This is a genomic window from Varibaculum sp. C0165D1 (assembly GCF_056590355.1).
On sequence record NZ_JBWPVY010000003.1, the window covers coordinates 170607 to 186673 of the forward strand.

Below are 16067 nucleotides of genomic sequence, written 5' to 3' on the forward strand. Positions count from 1 at the left end.
GTGATGCAAATACTCGCCTCTTCTCCCCTGTTGACCCTATTTCTGGTTATCGCCCTCGGCACCCTCTTTGGTTCGATTCCTTTCGGCCCCCTCAAGTTTGGAGCAGCCGGAGCCTTATTCGTAGGTCTGGCCGCCGGCGCCCTCGACCCGAAACTCGGAGAAAATCTATCCCTGGTCTCTGCCATCGGACTGGCACTATTTGTCTACACCATCGGTTTAGCCGCAGGTGCCTCCTTTTTCCGCGACCTACGCAAACAAGCCCCGCTTTTAATTGGGGCAGTTGCTTTGCTCGCGGTATATGCCCTGATCGTAGCTTTTGGTGGCAAAGCCCTGGGGCTCACCTCTCCGCTGCTGGGGGGAATGTTCGCGGGATCGCTCACTACTACCCCCGCCCTGGCCGCAGCTACCGATGCGGCGGGAGGAAGCGCCCAGCCGGCAGTGGGATACGCGATTGCCTACCCGGTGGGGGTCATCGTAACCATGGTGGTAGTGACGGCACTAATGCGGATAAAACTCCCGGCAAAAAATGACCCCGATCCGGCTTCCGCTGCCGGGCTAGCTACCCAAACTATCCGGGTAGAAAACCCGATGCGAATCCAAGATATACCCGGGATTGCTGAGGTCGTAGGCTCTGCCGAGGGCGGGCTGCGGGTTTCTTATCTGCTGCGGGAGGGCAAAATGCGGGTTGCCCATCCCGATGGGGAACTAAAATCTGGGGATTTAGCGTTCCTAGTGGGAATCCCAAATGCGGTGAAAACTGCGGGGCAAGCATTGGGCAAGCCGATTGAAGAAGATATTTCCAACGACCGCACTGCCGTTAACTTTAGCCGCTTCACAGTTTCTAATAGCCGCCTGGTAGGGAAACCGGTCGCGAACTTATTCTTGCCGGCGCGTTTCCAATCACTGCTCACCCGGGTGCGCCGCGGCGACACCGATATGTTGGCTACGGCGGCTACTCGCTTGCAAATGGGCGACCGGGTACTGGTGGTTTACCCGGTAGAACGCGAACGCGATATCGCGAAAACTTTTGGGAATTCCGAACATAAAATCTCTGCCATCGATTATCTGCCGTTCGGGCTGGGGATTGCCGCGGGGGTGGCGCTAGGACTAATCGCCATCCCGCTGGGATCCCTCGGTTCCCTCGCACTGGGAGCCGCTGCCGGACCACTGGTAGTGGGATTAGTATTAGGGCGCATAGACCGACTGGGACCGCTGGTGTTCTCCCTGGCTCCCTCAGCAAATAATATGTTGCGACAAATGGGACTGGTGCTATTCCTGGCCGCAGTGGGCCTATCTTCCGGGCAAGCCTTTGCCGCCAAAGCCTTTTCCCTGACCGGCATCAAAATTGGGTTACTGTCAGCTGTCGGAATGGTGCCAGTGTTAGTGGCGCTGTGGCTGCTCGGAAAATTCTTGGGACTTTCTACTGCCCGCATGGCCGGAGCAATCGCCGGTTTCGTCGGGCAGCCTGCAATCCTCAGCCACGTGCAAGCAACTATCCCGGATGAGCGATGCGAATCAGGTTACTCCGCCACCTTCGCCCTCGGAATCATCGCGAAAATCGTATTAGTACAGATCGTAATGGTGATTTAGCTTAATGACCAGCATCAGCATAATTCATTTGTAACAGGTAAACTTCCTGCCGCAGCGCATCAGCCAAATCATCACTGAGAATACCGTCCTCCCGTAAATCCTGAATACACCCCAGTTGCAGCCGCAAGGACTCTTCTTCTAACTGATCTACTTTTACCTGCAAATTATTCGGATGGGAGCGAGAATAATTCTTCAAAAACTCCATTATCTCCTGGTGGCCCTCTAGCAGATAAGCAGCAACTTGACGCTCCAAATCATCGGTGGTGCTTTGGCGGGCACGCAAATACTTGATGGCTTCCTCTTCCATCCGTAAACGCAGAGCATGCATCTCATTAGAATTTTCAATTACCGGGGTAGAACCGGACTTTAACCGCATCTTCCTAAACCAGTCCCCTAAACGGTTACGCAGAAACTGACCAACACCGCGCAAGCTTTTCCCAGGATGATGGGCGGTAGACTGCGAACCGGATAACAGTAAGGAGCGACGTAAAACTTTGCGCATAGCCGCTACTACCGCTTTATCTGCCTGCCCAGAATCCGCGATTTCATCAAGTAGACGCATCTGGTGACGAATAGTATCAATCCGAATCTCGCGGAAAAGATTATGGGAATGAGAAGAATCCAAATCCTCATTAATTTGGCGGGTCAAACGCGTACAAACCACCGTGACCGCCAAAGGGGAACGAGACGCGAACTGATCCCGCAAAACCTTTATTACCTGCTTCTTTACCCGGGCACGTGCCTGATGAAGCTCGGTATCATCAGGTATTTCCGGAGTAGGAGTAAGTAAGGGGGTCAAGAAATTAGCCATCAACAAAGTCAATAGAATAACGCCGGAAGCAATAAAGATTAACTCGCCGCGGGCAGGAAACTCTTTACCTCCCGCCGTCACCAGCGGCAAAGTAAAAGCAATCGATAAGGTAACTGCCCCTTTAGGTCCAGCTAAAGTAGTGACCAGGGCATTTTGAATAAGTTTAAGGGCGCGAACCTTGCCGCCCGCAAAAACCTCGGTAAACTCTATTGAGGATTTGTTCCGCCGCTGCAAACGCAGGTAGTAACGCCAATCGAAAAGCAAAACCCATACAAAACGCAGCACTACACTGAGGGCAGTTATCGCAAAAACTAGCCCAATCAGGGATAACGGATTAGAATTTTCACGCCAAGTACTGTTAAACACCCCCGGGATTTGCGTACCCAACATGATGAACACAATCCCGTTGAGAATAAACGCGACAACTTCCCAAACCGAACCGGACACCAGACGTACCCGAGCAGCAAAAGCACTCGTCCTCTGCGGAAGTAAAGTAACCAAAAGACCACCGGCAACTACCGCTAAAATCCCGGAAACGTGCAGCTCTTCAGCAATAATAAAGAAAACCAAAGGTGAGAGCAGTTCAAAAGTCACGTGGAAAACCGTGGACTCGAGCCCAATCCCCCGCACTGCCTTTAGTATCAGCAAAGATATAATCCCCAGTAATACCCCTAGGGATAGTCCCCCCAAAAACGACACGGCAAAAGCTCCCGCCGCATTGGTTAAAGAAAAAGAACCAGTGACGGCAGCCGCCACCGCGAATTGAAAAGAAACAATTCCGGAAGCATCATTAATCAGCGATTCACCAGCTAGTAAAGCGCTTTGCCGCGAATTAAGTTTTACCGTACCCGACAAGGCTCCTACCGCAACCGCGTCGGTCGGACCTAACGCCGCCCCCAAAGCAAAAGCCGCCGTTAACGGGATTGACGGCTGTAAAAAGTTCAAGAGGAAGCCTACAGCTAAGCAACTGCAAATAACCAAGCTGATTGCCAAATTAAGCACTGCCGAAAGATGCCGATATAGCAATCGTTTAGATACATTTCGGGATTCATCATAGAGTAAGGGAGCGATAAAGAGCACCAAGAACAGCTCGGGATCTAAACTAAATTCAAGAGGGCCGCTGATAAAAACGGCCATTAGCAAACCAATCCCGATTTGCACCAAAGGCAGGGAGACGCGGGAAATCATCTGGTCGAGGACTGACGAAAGTAACACAGAGCTCAAGGCGACAACTGCAAAGTGTAAAGTTTCCATTCCGTATCCTCCCTAGCCTTTTATATTCAGTCTTGATAGTGCGAGTCCCACCACTAAAAATATAGCTCTTCTCAGGATTCGAATGTGCGGCAATAGGTTTTTTGGTTGCCGTCTGCTCCAGTAACCAGTTACCGCCAGAGATGCCGAGTGGCTACCGGTTAGCAAACCTAAAGCGCGGTTACTTCTTCGGGATTAACCCTGCCTGCGGGAGGAACTCCCAGTATTTCGCTGCAAGCCCGCAAATCTTCATCCATCTGCGATTGCAATTTCTCTACGCTTGCTAGTTTGAGCATGGGACGCAGACGAGCCAGGAAATCAATCGCCACCGGCTCGTCATAAAGATTCAGGTCAGCCCGTCCTAATACATGGGCCTCAACCGTAGTTTTCTTCCCCGCGAACTGGGGATTGGTACCGACCGAAATCGCCGCTGGCAAGTGCTCAACCGCGCTGGTTCCCGGCACTGAACGCACCAAATGCCCGGCATATACCCCATCGGCAGGAATCGCCAAGCCCTCGGTTCCCCCCAGGTTTGCAGTCGGGAAACCCAGTTGGCGTCCGCGCCGAAAACCGCGTTCCACAATTCCCCGCAAGCGGTAACTGCGCCCTAAAATGCGGGCAGCCCCCTGGACGTCTCCCCTAGCCAGGCAGTCTCGCACCCGGGTAGAAGAATAGCGACGCGCCTCGTCATCAGTAATATCGGCAATCTCGATAACCTGAAAATCTCGGGTGCGACCCGCCTCGCGCAAAGTCTCAATATCACCGCGGTTACCCTTGCCGAACTGCACATCTTCGCCCACCACCAGTTCTTTAACATGCAGGCCCGCCACGAAATAGTGGTCAATAAACCATTGCGGAGTTTGATTCGCCAGATCCCAGGTGTACGGCACCACCCAGGTGGCATCTAGTCCCAATGCCGCCATGGCATCGAGGCGATCAGGCAGCGGCTGGATTAAAAGGGTGGGATTTTCCGGATGGTGCAGCTGGGAGGGGTGCGGGGCAAAAGTAATCGCTACCGCTTTGTCTCCCGCGCGGCGCGCCCGCTCCACTACGGTTTTTAAAATCCGGGTGTGTCCCTTATGCACCCCATCAAAAATCCCGATGGCAGCCACGCTGCGCTGGCCTTTTTCCAGCTGCGGGGAGTTAGTCCAGATTTCCACGATCTATTTTTCGCTTTGCCGCACGCTGAGTTCTGGCCGGCCATTCGCCGGTACTCCCAGTTCCCCGGTACGTTTTTCTTCCGCTGTTTTCCTGCCCTTGCCTTTGCCACCGCAGCCGCATCCACAACCGCAAGTACCTTTATTTTCTTCGCTCATGTTCCTCCTTTTACCTACTTTGTAAACTTAGTACAGATCGCCACTTGCCCTCCACTGGCGACGCCAATAGCGATATTTCTTTACCGGGCAGATACAGCCCATAAACTTTTGCGGGTGTCCCCTGGCCCCCTTCGCCCAGTTCACCGGGAATTTCAGAGGTGATTTCGGGGCGCTGGCCGTAACCTAGGGCGGTGAGTATTTCCGGGGTTACCTGGCAGCTGGGAAACAGTTCCCCACAGATTTTATCGAGGCTCACTAGCGGCAGTTCTTTGCCGGAGCTGACTATTTGCGCCAGTTCCGCCAGACTATAGGCACTAAAAGGCACGTTGGAGCTAACATCCTCGCTGGCAGTAAAGGCACCGACCGCTAGGCGGCGCAGTGCTACTAGGTGCGCCCCCACTCCCAGCTGATTCCCTAAATCTCGACCGAGGGCGCGAATATAGGTACCCGCCGAACAGGTAACTCTGAGATCTTGATAAACTACCCCTACCCCAGCGAGTTCTCCCGCTTGCGGCGCCCCCAGAGCGACCAGTTCATAGATAGTAATCGGTCGGGGTTCCATGTGTATTTCTTCACCGGCTCGAATCCGGTCGGCCGCCCGCCGCCCGCGAATTTTCAAGGCGGAAAATGCGCTTGGCACTTGCATTACTGGCCCGCGCCACGTCGGCAGTATGCTCTCCAGATTCTCCAGGTCGTCTAGGCTAGCCCCGCGCCTCGCGGTGACCGTACCTTCAGCGTCCTCACTATCGGTTTCCACCCCGAAACATACCCGGGTAACATAAGTTTTTTTCTGTCCTTGCAGGTATTGCAGCAGTTTCGTTCCCCGTCCGATACCGGCTACTAGCACTCCAGAGGCCGCCGGATCTAGGGTACCGGCGTGCCCCACTTTGCGGGTAGCCGTCAGGCGGCGCAGACGCGCCACTACATCATGACTGGTTACCCCTAAGGGTTTATCTACCGCTAATACCCCATCAGGAGCGGTTGTTTGCGCACGCGGAACCGGAAGCTCAGCGCCTGCGGGAGCAAAATCGGGCGCGCCTTTGGCAGTATCCATAAGTGCAGCTACTTAACTTTCAAAGTGTTTATCTGCGCCGAAAGTTTCTACCGCACCGGATTCTGGGGAATCTGCAGGCGCTTCCTCGTCCGCGTCCTCATCCAAAATATCGTCCTCACCAGTCCATTCGGTGAAAGCCGGTACCGCCGGCTCCTCTTCGTAAACCTTCTTTTCCCGAGGTTTACGATAGGGGTCTTCTTCTCCGGCATAGGACGCCGCCTGAGAAATCCCGTGTAGCTGCTGGTCAGACTGCAGTGCACTCGCCAGTTTCTCCTCGAAGCTGGCAGCTTGTTCCGGCAGGGCATCAAGAGCGAACTCGATAGTGGGGGTAAGGCGAATCCCTAGCGCCTTACCGACCTCCGAGCGGATCAAACCTTTCGCGCTATTTAGAGCGCGCGCAGTTTTCTTGCGGTCATCCTCGTCCCCATAAACCGTGTAAAACACAGTGGCGTGTTGCAAGTCTCCGGTAACTTTACAATCAGTGATCGTAGTGAAACCAATACGGGGATCTTTGATGCGCCGCTCCAAAAGCCGAGCCACCGTAGTTTGAATCCGGTCTTCGACCCTGCGTCTACGCGCCTGATCAGCCATGAAAACTCCTTTACCTAATGCGGCTTTTTGGGCGCAAAACGCTCGCGCCCAAAAAGCCGACCAGTAACGCTAATCGCGTGGTTTCTCCACCATCTCCCAGGTTTCGATCTGGTCTCCAACCTTGATGTCTTTGACACCCAGCGAAATACCACATTCGAAGCCTTCGCGAACCTCGGTGACATCATCTTTTTCGCGACGCAAAGAAGAGATCTGCAGTTCCGGTTCAACTACCACGCCGTCCCGTACTAAGCGGGCCTTCGCGCCCCGCTTGATCAGACCCTCACGCACCACCGAACCGGCGATATTACCAAACTTGGAAGAGCGGAACACCTGCAAGATTTCTGCCATCCCCATCTGCTTTTCTTCATAAATGGGTTTGAGCATACCTTTCATCGCGCTCTCGACATCTTCAATCGCCTGATAGATGACGTTGTAGAACCGCATATCAACGCCTTGCGAATCGGCGTATTCGGCCACTCGCTGCGCCGGGCGCACGTTGAAGCCGATAACTACCGCGTTGTCCACACTGGCCAAGTTGATATCGTTTTGGGTGATAGCGCCCACGCCGCGGTGAATAATCCGCAGCTGCACTTCTTCGCCCACATCGATCTTGAGCAGTGAATCTTCCAAGGCTTCGACTGCACCGGAAACGTCGCCCTTCAAAATCAGGTTCAAAGTGTCTACCTTGCCCTGTTCCAAAGCGGCATTGAAATCTTCCAGTGAAATCCGCTTGCGGCGTTTGCCCAGTTGGGCGGCGCGCTGCTGTGCCTGCCGCTTATCGGCAATCTGGCGAGCAGTGCGTTCATCTTCGGCTACCAGTAGCGAATCTCCTGCTCCCGGCACGCTGGTAAGGCCCAGCACCGCCGTGGGGAAGGAAGGACCAGCTTCCTCAACCTGGTTGCCGTACTCGTCGAGCATGGCGCGTACCCGACCGTGAGCCGAGCCCACCACAATCGAATCGCCAACGCGCAAGGTACCGCGCTGCACCAAAATAGTGGCCACGGCCCCGCGTCCTTTATCCAGGCGAGTTTCGATCGCTACCCCGCGTGCGGGAGCATCCGGATTAGCTTTCAGCTCCAGCGCTGCATCCGCAGTTAGCAGCACTGCCTCTAACAATTCGTGGATGCCTTTACGCTGCTTTGCCGAGACGTCAACGAACATGACGTCGCCGCCGTATTCCTCGGCGACCAAGCCATATTCCGTAAGCTGGCCGCGAACTTTATCCGGATTGGCCTCAGGCTTATCAACCTTGTTTACCGCCACTACAATCGGCACATTAGCTGCCTGGGCGTGGTTGATCGCCTCCACCGTTTGGGGCATAACCCCGTCATCGGCAGCGACCACCAAAATCGCAATATCGGTAACTTCCGCCCCGCGCGCACGCATGGCGGTGAACGCTTCGTGACCGGGAGTATCGATAAAGGTGATGGCGCGGCGAGTCTCATCCATATCGATATTTACCTGGTAGGCACCGATATGCTGGGTGATTCCCCCATGTTCGGCGCCCACCACATCGGTATCGCGAATCGCGTCCAATAGCTTGGTTTTACCATGGTCAACGTGACCCATAACCGTAACTACCGGCGGACGCGGAAGGGCATCTTCTTCATCGCTTTGCTCTTCCTCTTTAAGGTCAATATCGAAGGATTCGAGCAGTTCGCGATCCTCGTCCTCGGGCGAGACTACCTCTACCTGATAGCCCAGTTCTGAGCCGAGCGTCACCAAAGTATCCTCGTCCAAAGACTGGTTGGAGGTAGCCATCTCTCCCAAGGTCATCAGCACGGTTACCAAGGATGCGGGATCACAGTCGATCCGATCTGCCATATCCGCTAGGGAAGCTCCCGAACGCAAGCGCAAAGGCGTCGAACCATCTCCGTGAGGAACCTGTACGCCGCCGATCTTCGGAGCTGTTTGCTCGTACTCGGCGCGTTTTGCGCGTTTTGATTTGCGCCGTTTAGCTTTCGAAGATCCGCCCCGACCAAAGGCACCTTGGGTAGCACCAAAACCGCCGCGACCCCGGTTGTTCATCCGGTGACCGCCGGGACGACCCGGGCCGCCAGGGCCCCCCGGCCCGCCTTGACCGCCACCGCGGCGCTGACCGCGGGAAGGCGCTGGTTGATCCATCATGGGGGCATTTGCGGAATGCGTGGGCATCACGTTCGGAGTTGCCCCCGACCCCCGACGATTTCCCCGACCGGGACGTCCGCGGCCAGCGTTCTTACGCTGCCCCGAACTGCCACCTGGACGTGGCATTCCCTGCGCCGAGGCAAACGGATTATTGCCCGGACGCGGACCACCTTGACGTGGCATTCCCTGCGCCGAGGCAAACGGATTGTTACCCGGACGCGGAGCGCCGGGACGAGGAGCTGGCTTGGGGCCAGGTTTCGCCGCTGACCTGCCGGATTTAGGTGCCGGCTTAGCTGCCTTTTCCTGCGGCTTCGCCTCAGTTTCTTTAACGGCCGGCTTCGGACCCGGCTTGGGGGCCGATCCGGTACCAGTTTTCTTGGCAGGGGTGGGTGATTCCAGCTTCTGTTCGGGTTCTTCCTGCACCGGCGCAGTCTCCGTTGCCGCTGGTTTCTCAGGTTTAGGAGCGGCAGGTTTAGTACTCTTCTTCGCCCGCGCCTTCGTTACCTTAGTTTTAGCGGCGGCAGCAGCGTCTTTCTTCTTCGCCGCTTTCGCCTGGGGAGCCGCTGTTTCTGCTTCTTCCGCTAGTTTGGCAAAATGCTCTCGCATTTTCCGCGCCACCGGAGCCTCGATAGTCGAGGACGCGCTTTTGACGAACTCCCCCGAGTCTTTTAGTGCCTGCAGCACAATTTTCGAAGTGGTTCCGAGCTCTTTCGCTAACTCATGAACTCTAAGTTTTGCCACAATTCTCCTTGCTGGCCTGCCCAGCATGGAGCAGGCTATTGCTTAAATTGGCAGATCATCGCTGGTTGCTCATCGGGTGACCATCAGCTTCCAACCCTGCTTTCCTGTATCGGGCATCCACTGGGTGTAGATGCCGGTAACCTTGCCTAAAAGTTCCTCACTTGCTCACAAGAAAGCACCGGTCAGGCAATGCCGAGAACCGGTGCGTCCTTTGCAACCAAAGTTAGGTTCCGTAATCTATATTAGCGCCTTAGCTTAAATAAGCCGAAGCCAGTGACAGACTTAAAAAATAAATTATCCCCAGCGTTTAGGCTTCCTCGCTGTCCGATTCCGGGTCAAGATCCGACCTAATATCAATCTTTGCTCCGGTTAAACGAGCAGCTAAACGCGCATTTTGACCTTCTTTACCGATAGCCAGAGATAGTTGGAAATCCGGTACTACCACATGCGCCAATACATGTTCGGCGGGTTCTACCGTGACAGACGTAACATGCGCAGGTGAAAGCGCATTAGCAACAAAAGTCGCTACATCCTCGGAATAGTCAATAATGTCGATTTTTTCGTGGTTAAGCTCATTCATGACCGCCCGCACGCGCCGCCCCATAGGCCCGATACAGGCACCCTTGGCATTAATATTCGGTCGCGTGGAACGCACCGCAATCTTGGTACGGTAACCAGCTTCCCGCGCCACCGATTCAATAACCACCTCCCCAGAGGTAATCTCCGGGACTTCCCGGGCGAAGAGTCCGCGCACCAAGTCGGGGTGACGGCGGGAAACCTCGATCCGAGCCCCTTTTTCACCGAGCATCGTTTTTACCACTACCGCCCGGATCCACTGCCCGTGGTGATATTTTTCTCCCGGAACCTGTTCGGCTTTCGGCAAAACCGCTTCGAACTCGCCGACTTTCACCACCACGGTGTCTTTGTCTCGGCTCTGCTGGATGATCCCCGAAACTACTTCGCCTTTCTTATCCCGGAAAGACCCCAGCACCTGCTCGTCCTCGGCTTCCCGCAGCCGCTGCATAATGATGGAGCGAGCAGTGGTAGTAGCGATGCGCCCAAATCCCGAGGGGGTGTCATCGAACTCCCCGATTTTATTGCCGTCTTCATCGATTTCGGCTGCCATCACCATCACATGGCCATTTTTGCGATCAACTTCTACCCGGGCATCATCAAGCGCCCCGGGGGCGTTGTGGTATGCCTTTAGCAGAGCGTCCTCGATAGCATCCATGAGGGTATCTAAGCTGACGCCCTTCTCCGCCTCTACCATGCGTAACGCGGCCATATCAATATCCATGATGCTCCTTACGAGCCTTAGAACTGCACCACCATCTGAGCTTGCGCAATATCTTCCAAGGCGATAGTGCGCTGCCCCGCGGTGGTTTCCAGTTCGATTTCTTCAGTTGTCGTAGCTACCAGTTTACCCTCTTCGCTGGGGCCATCACACCTCTTAACTAATACGCGGTGCCCAATCGCCCTCGAAAACTGACGTTCATCCTTTAGCGGTCGCTCAATTCCCGGCGTGGAGACCTCCAGGTTATAGGTGCCGTTTATGGGGTCTACCTCATCTAGATGTCGAGAGATCTCTAAGGTCACCTGAGAAAGCTGATCTTCACGCACGGCTCCCGGCCCGTGGGGCAAATCTACCGTCACCACTAGGCGGGTATATTTACCGGCGCGTTTTAAGGACACCTCCTCCAGGAAAAGACCGGCCGCCTGACAATCTGGGGTCAGTAACTCATAGAGTTCATTTTCAAGTTTGGTTTTTTCTTTAGCCATTTTTCCCCTCGCTGATTAAACATTTTAAAAAATATGTTACCCGTGGCAAACTTAACTTTGATGAAGAAAACCTGGATTGTTCCCCTAACGGGTCTGTTAGTTGCTTCGCTAAGCCTGTCTGGCTGCGGAGTACGCTTTGATGATGGCTCCGGCAACGCTGTGAGAGCGAGTGTAACCCAGATGGCGCGATATCGTGCCAGCGCTTGTCAAGAGGCGATCGGTTCGGGAATCGAGCGTATTTTCGCCGGCGACCCGAAGCTGGCGGCTTTCAAAGGCAACTTCGCTGCTCGCAGCAAAGTATTGGGGCCCCGTTGGCCAAACCTCCAGGTGAAATTGTCGGAGAAAGAAAAACCGGAGAATCTGCCTGAGCCCGCGGTTTACCGGATTCCGGGAAACGGGAAAGCCTTGGCTCAAAAACTTGCAGATTGTCAGGCTGATACCTTCAAGGACGCCGGGGAGATTACGACCTTGGCCCGGGAGCAACTAGCCGCTAGCGAGGGAGATGAAAAAGCTACCGCGGATGCACAGGAAACAATGTCATTAGCGAAGGTTTTATTCGCGACGGGAGTCGCCATGGAGCGGGAAAATAAACAGATCGCCGCAGCGGCTTCCCTAACCCTTCCGCCTGCCAAGACCACTCCACTCACTGCGCAGCGCTACCAAGACGGAAAATGGCGCCCCGATAAAACTAAAGCAGACCAGAACGGGCAGGATACTGGGCCGAGCCCGCTTACCAAGCAGCAAGCAAGTGAGCTAAGACAAGGAATTCGCCAATTAGATGCTTTACGTTTCAACATCGAGAAACAAGTGGCTCAAGGCCAGGATGTGAAACTTAAAAACTTGGCTTCTGATGTAATCACCCCGCTGTTGCTGCGGCAGGAGCAAGAACTGATTACCCAATTGGGTACCGATCCGCGCGATGCGGTTTACCAACCCTATGCGGGTCTGGGCGGTGCCGATAAAACAACGGTTGTCAAGGGATTAGGTCTTGCCGGCCAGGTGCAGATGGATTTGCTGGCAGTGGTTCCCGATACGCAAAAGGCTCTGGTGGCTCAGACCCTGGCTAGTCTGGTGGATTTACAGGCACAGTTGGGACAGAATGCGGGAGTACTTCCGGGGTTAAACCCCAAGGATGCGAAGGTAAAAATCAGCACTCCCTCCGTCGTCCAGTAGGTAGCTTTTCTAGTTAGCTTCCTATTGAACGTGGGAGTTTGTGCGCTGTTGCGCGCGGGTAAAACCTGCCGTTACCACTTCAGTTATCGCTGCTGCCGCGCGATCTAGGACGTCTTCGAGGGCGCGTTGTTCCCCCCGGGGAAAACGCGAGAGCACATAGTCGGCAGGGTCTTGACGGGGATGAGGACGCCCAATCCCGATCCGCAAACGGGCATAGTCTTTTGTCCCCAGGTTTTGACTGATGGAGCGCAGGCCGTTGTGTCCGCCCTCTCCGCCTCCGCGTTTAAGCCGCAAATCGTAGGCGGGCAAATCCAGGTCATCATGGACTATCAGCAAATTTTGAGTGGGATCAATCCCAAAAAACTTCACGAGTTTTTGGGTGGGGACGCCGGAAGTATTCATAAAGGAATCAAGCTTCGCCAAGTGCAGAGTCGGCCCCAAAGTGCCGGGCATTCCCACATGGAAGCTCGCTACCTGGCAGCCAGTTTTGTGGCGCCGCAGCTGCTCTCCTTGGGTTTGCGCCAAGTTCTCGATCACCAAGTGACCGGCATTATGGCGGGTGCCCGCATATTTATCACCCGGATTTCCCAGGCCTATCACCAGCCAAGACGGTTCCACTTCAACCCCCAAATAAAATCTCTACCCCACAGAATTGGTTTCGGGGAGGACAGCTGCCCTCCCCGAAACTATACAAGTAGTGGTTACTCTTCGGATTCTTCCTTTTCTTCTTCCTCGGAATCCTCTTCGCTCTCTTCTTCCTCTTCCACAACCGGCTCTTCCGGCATTTCTTCCGGCAGAGTAATAGAGAGTACATCGTGATTGTCGTCCAGCGTGGTAACTACCCCTGCAGGTAGTTCTATCTCGCTAGCACGCAATACTCGGCCTTCTTCCCAGCCTTCCACGTTGATAACGATTTCTTCGGGGATCTCCAAGGGAGATACCTCCACCGGCAAGTTGAAGATTTCCAAGTTGACCACGGTACCAGGGGTAGGCTCGCCAACCACCGAGACCGGTACTTCCACTTCCACTTTTTCGTCCCGGCTAACCGCCAATAGGTCGATATGCAAAATATCGCGGCGTACCGGATGACGCTGGATTTCCTTTAGCAGTACCAGGTGCTGTTCCCCATCCACATCGAGGTTAATAATCGCGTTGGGGTTATCTTTAACGATCAGAAAAGTTTCATGCCCCGGCAGGTTCAAGTGCAGGTTTTCTTCTACGGTGTGCCCGTAGAGCACTGCCGGAATCTGTCCCGCCCGACGGGCGCGACGCGCTGCGCCCTTACCGGTTTCCTTACGTACCTGTGCAGATAGTTCTGCTGCCATAGTTGTTTTCCTCCTTAGGATAACGGATATCTTCGGGACCCCGGAGGACGTGGGATTTCCCACGGCCACGTCGATAACGGCGCTAATGCGCCCTCGCCGAGGCTACCTACTTTTAGGATATAGTCCCAATCCGGCGAGGTAAAACCGGAAGGTGTAAAAGGTTTGGCAACTCACATTTAGCGCCAGGCGTTTTTCCTAATCTTGACCGAAGAGGGCGGTAACCGAACCGTCATCAAAAACGGTGCGAATCGCGCTGGCCAACAGGGGCGCAATTGGCAGGATCGTCAACTGTGGGAAACGTTTATCTACCGAAATCGGCAGGGTATCGGTAACAATAATTTCTCGCGCCCCGCAGGTAGAGAGGCGTTCGGCGGCAGGCGGAGACAGCACCCCGTGGGTGGCCGCCACAATCACGTCTTTTGCCCCCGAATGCAGCAGTACTTTCACGGCTTCCGCTATAGTTCCGCCAGTATCAATCAAGTCGTCAACCAGTACGCAGGTACGCCCCTCAACCGTGCCCACTACCCGGTGGGCAACCGCCACATTAGGACGAGTGGTGTCTCGAGTCTTGTGCACGAAGGCCAGCTCACATCCACCCAGCTTATTGGCCCACTTTTCCGCTACCCGGATACGGCCCGCATCGGGAGAAACTATCGTCAAATTAGTTTGGTCTACCCGCCTTTTCACATAGTCGATCAGGACGGGCTGCGCATAGAGGTGATCCCAGGGTCCATCGAAAAATCCCTGTTCTTGGGCAGCGTGCAAATCGACACTCATCAAGCGGTCAGCACCGGCAGTCTTAAATAAGTCCGCGATCAGACGGGCAGAGATGGGTTCGCGCCCCTGGTGTTTTTTATCCTGCCGTGCGTAGGGGAAGAAGGGCGCTACCACGGTTATCCGCGAGGCCGATGCCCGTTTGAGGGCATCCACCATAATCATCTGCTCCATTACCCACTTATTCAAAGGTGCAGTATGTGACTGCACCACGTAGCAGTCTGCCCCTCGGACCGACTCGGAAAATCGCACGTAAATCTCGCCATTGGCAAAGTCGTAGGCGACAGTCGGTAATACCTCGGTATGGAGTTCCTCGGCAATTCCTTGTGCAAGTTCGGGGTACGCCCGTCCCGGTACAATCAAAAGGTGTTTTTGACCTGTAGATTTAATCCCCGTCATCGCGTATTACCTTTCATTTTTGGCTAGATTCGCCCTGCCATTATTTTGATTCTACAAGCCATGAAACGCCCTAAAGGTTGGTTTCGCAACTATGGTTGGAGCCGCTCGCCAGATTTACTGCCTGCAAATCACAGCGGCGCACCCGAGCGCCCTCCCCCACCTTCACGTCAGTTAGGGAAGTAAAAGGCCCGATCTCGGCGCCAGCGCCAATCACAGTATTTCCATGTAAATCGCATCCCGGCAAAACGCGGGCATCAGCAGCAATAGTGACACTTTTTTCAATCCAAGTGGTTTCGGGGTCAATAATGCTAACCCCGTCTTTCATCAGTTGCTTTAGGATCCGCCGGTTATATTCGCGATGCAATCCCGCCAGCTGTGCCCGGTCGTTGCATCCCTCTGCCTGCATATAGTCATCGATAAGAAAGGCACCTGCGCGCCCATTACTTGCTGCCAAGGCAATAGTGTCAGTCAGGTACACTTCGCCCTGATCATTATCGGTACCGAGACCAGAAAGGGCATGGGAGAGGAATTCGGCGTCGAAAGCATAAATCCCGGCATTGATTTCTCGGATTTGCCGCTGCGTTTCCTGGCAGTCGCGGTCCTCTACGATGGCGCTAACTGCGCCGGAATCAGAGCGGATTACCCGCCCGTAGCCACTGGGATCAGGCACCTCGGTGGTCAAAATAGTTACCTGATTATCGTCTGCCTGGTGGGTTTCCAGCAGTTTTTCCAGGGTGGAGCTTTCCAGCAGGGGTACATCACCGGAAGTGATGACCACGGTTCCGCTGAGCTGACCTTGCTCATTCAGTTTTTGAAGGGCGCATTGCACCGCCCTCCCGGTTCCGGGAATTTCATCTTGATCAGCTAGAACTGCTTGCGGGCAATAGCTGTTTATGTACTGAGCTACCGCTTCGCGTTCATGGCGAATAACTACGCATAGTGCCCCCGGTTTCAGGGCAGCTACCGCATCAATGGCGTGTCCCAGCAGGGCTTTTCCCGCCAAGGGGTGCAGCACTTTGGGACGGGCAGATTTCATCCGAGTACCTTTACCAGCAGCTAGAATAATCGCTGCAGCGGGTGTATTTTCCATGATTTGCCCCCTTGCAGGTAGCCGGATTGGAAATAGTAGGCACCTC

The 16067-nt window shown here is 54.6% G+C and carries 14 protein-coding genes; 2 read left to right on the forward strand and 12 right to left on the reverse strand.

Annotated features, from left to right (window positions below; all coding sequences use genetic code 11):
* Positions 1-3 precede the first annotated feature (3 nt).
* Positions 4-1590 carry an aspartate:alanine exchanger family transporter gene (locus AC1EKS_RS05620; RefSeq protein WP_481010321.1) on the forward strand — a complete coding sequence of 529 codons (1587 nt, stop codon included), beginning with the start codon at positions 4-6 and terminating at the stop codon, positions 1588-1590.
* Position 1591: 1 nt separating this feature from the next.
* On the opposite strand, the gene AC1EKS_RS05625 is transcribed toward AC1EKS_RS05620, so the two are convergent.
* From AC1EKS_RS05625 to AC1EKS_RS05660, 8 genes are all read right to left on the reverse strand, one after another.
* Positions 1592-3655 (reverse strand): cation:proton antiporter, encoded by a 2064-nt coding sequence (locus tag AC1EKS_RS05625; RefSeq protein WP_481010286.1) that lies wholly within the window; start codon positions 3653-3655, stop codon positions 1592-1594.
* Between the two features lie 167 nt (positions 3656-3822).
* A complete protein-coding gene (locus AC1EKS_RS05630) occupies positions 3823-4812 on the reverse strand; it encodes a bifunctional riboflavin kinase/FAD synthetase (protein WP_481010287.1) in 990 nt (329 codons plus the stop codon).
* 3 nt (positions 4813-4815) lie between these two features.
* Positions 4816-4968: a hypothetical protein gene (locus AC1EKS_RS05635; RefSeq protein WP_022864983.1), complete on the reverse strand. Its 153-nt coding sequence runs from the start codon at positions 4966-4968 to the stop codon at positions 4816-4818.
* Positions 4969-4978: 10 nt separating this feature from the next.
* Positions 4979-6022, reverse strand: a complete 1044-nt coding sequence (gene truB, locus AC1EKS_RS05640; RefSeq protein ID WP_481010288.1) for a tRNA pseudouridine(55) synthase TruB — start codon at positions 6020-6022, stop codon at positions 4979-4981.
* A gap of 12 nt (positions 6023-6034) precedes the next feature.
* Positions 6035-6613, reverse strand: coding sequence for a 30S ribosome-binding factor RbfA (gene rbfA / locus AC1EKS_RS05645; RefSeq protein WP_481010290.1), 579 nt, complete (start codon positions 6611-6613; stop codon positions 6035-6037).
* Positions 6614-6682: 69 nt separating this feature from the next.
* Positions 6683-9481 carry a translation initiation factor IF-2 gene (infB, locus tag AC1EKS_RS05650; RefSeq protein WP_481010292.1) on the reverse strand — a complete coding sequence of 933 codons (2799 nt, stop codon included), beginning with the start codon at positions 9479-9481 and terminating at the stop codon, positions 6683-6685.
* A gap of 307 nt (positions 9482-9788) precedes the next feature.
* Entirely contained in the window at positions 9789-10778 is a 990-nt protein-coding gene (gene nusA / locus AC1EKS_RS05655; RefSeq protein ID WP_481010293.1) for a transcription termination factor NusA, read from the reverse strand.
* Positions 10779-10795: 17 nt separating this feature from the next.
* A complete protein-coding gene (locus tag AC1EKS_RS05660; RefSeq protein WP_481009355.1) occupies positions 10796-11260 on the reverse strand; it encodes a ribosome maturation factor RimP in 465 nt (154 codons plus the stop codon).
* Positions 11261-11302: 42 nt separating this feature from the next.
* Between AC1EKS_RS05660 and AC1EKS_RS05665 the strand changes: the two genes are divergently transcribed.
* Positions 11303-12433, forward strand: coding sequence for a hypothetical protein (locus AC1EKS_RS05665; RefSeq protein WP_481010295.1), 1131 nt, complete (start codon positions 11303-11305; stop codon positions 12431-12433).
* 21 nt (positions 12434-12454) lie between these two features.
* Here AC1EKS_RS05665 and pth read toward each other — a convergent pair whose 3' ends face one another.
* The 4 genes from pth to AC1EKS_RS05685 form a co-directional block, all read right to left on the reverse strand.
* Positions 12455-13051, reverse strand: a complete 597-nt coding sequence (gene pth / locus AC1EKS_RS05670; RefSeq protein ID WP_481010323.1) for an aminoacyl-tRNA hydrolase — start codon at positions 13049-13051, stop codon at positions 12455-12457.
* An 83-nt stretch (positions 13052-13134) separates the two neighbouring features.
* Positions 13135-13758 (reverse strand): 50S ribosomal protein L25/general stress protein Ctc, encoded by a 624-nt coding sequence (locus AC1EKS_RS05675; RefSeq protein ID WP_481010297.1) that lies wholly within the window; start codon positions 13756-13758, stop codon positions 13135-13137.
* A 195-nt stretch (positions 13759-13953) separates the two neighbouring features.
* Positions 13954-14931, reverse strand: coding sequence for a ribose-phosphate diphosphokinase (locus AC1EKS_RS05680; RefSeq protein ID WP_481010298.1), 978 nt, complete (start codon positions 14929-14931; stop codon positions 13954-13956).
* A gap of 70 nt (positions 14932-15001) precedes the next feature.
* Positions 15002-16021, reverse strand: a complete 1020-nt coding sequence (locus AC1EKS_RS05685) for a bifunctional UDP-N-acetylglucosamine diphosphorylase/glucosamine-1-phosphate N-acetyltransferase GlmU (protein WP_481010300.1) — start codon at positions 16019-16021, stop codon at positions 15002-15004.
* Positions 16022-16067: the final 46 nt, after the last annotated feature.

What these genes read in the sequence shown, in the direction of transcription:
- AC1EKS_RS05620 (WP_481010321.1), top strand. Translation starts at nt 4, where the DNA reads ATGCAAATACTCGCCTCTTCTCCCCTGTTGACCCTATTTCTGGTTATC.
- AC1EKS_RS05625 (WP_481010286.1), bottom strand. Translation starts at nt 3,655, where the DNA reads ATGGAAACTTTACACTTTGCAGTTGTCGCCTTGAGCTCTGTGTTACTT.
- AC1EKS_RS05635 (WP_022864983.1), bottom strand. Translation starts at nt 4,968, where the DNA reads ATGAGCGAAGAAAATAAAGGTACTTGCGGTTGTGGATGCGGCTGCGGT.
- truB (WP_481010288.1), bottom strand. Translation starts at nt 6,022, where the DNA reads ATGGATACTGCCAAAGGCGCGCCCGATTTTGCTCCCGCAGGCGCTGAG.
- rbfA (WP_481010290.1), bottom strand. Translation starts at nt 6,613, where the DNA reads ATGGCTGATCAGGCGCGTAGACGCAGGGTCGAAGACCGGATTCAAACT.
- nusA (WP_481010293.1), bottom strand. Translation starts at nt 10,778, where the DNA reads ATGGATATTGATATGGCCGCGTTACGCATGGTAGAGGCGGAGAAGGGC.
- AC1EKS_RS05660 (WP_481009355.1), bottom strand. Translation starts at nt 11,260, where the DNA reads ATGGCTAAAGAAAAAACCAAACTTGAAAATGAACTCTATGAGTTACTG.
- AC1EKS_RS05675 (WP_481010297.1), bottom strand. Translation starts at nt 13,758, where the DNA reads ATGGCAGCAGAACTATCTGCACAGGTACGTAAGGAAACCGGTAAGGGC.
- AC1EKS_RS05680 (WP_481010298.1), bottom strand. Translation starts at nt 14,931, where the DNA reads ATGACGGGGATTAAATCTACAGGTCAAAAACACCTTTTGATTGTACCG.
- AC1EKS_RS05685 (WP_481010300.1), bottom strand. Translation starts at nt 16,021, where the DNA reads ATGGAAAATACACCCGCTGCAGCGATTATTCTAGCTGCTGGTAAAGGT.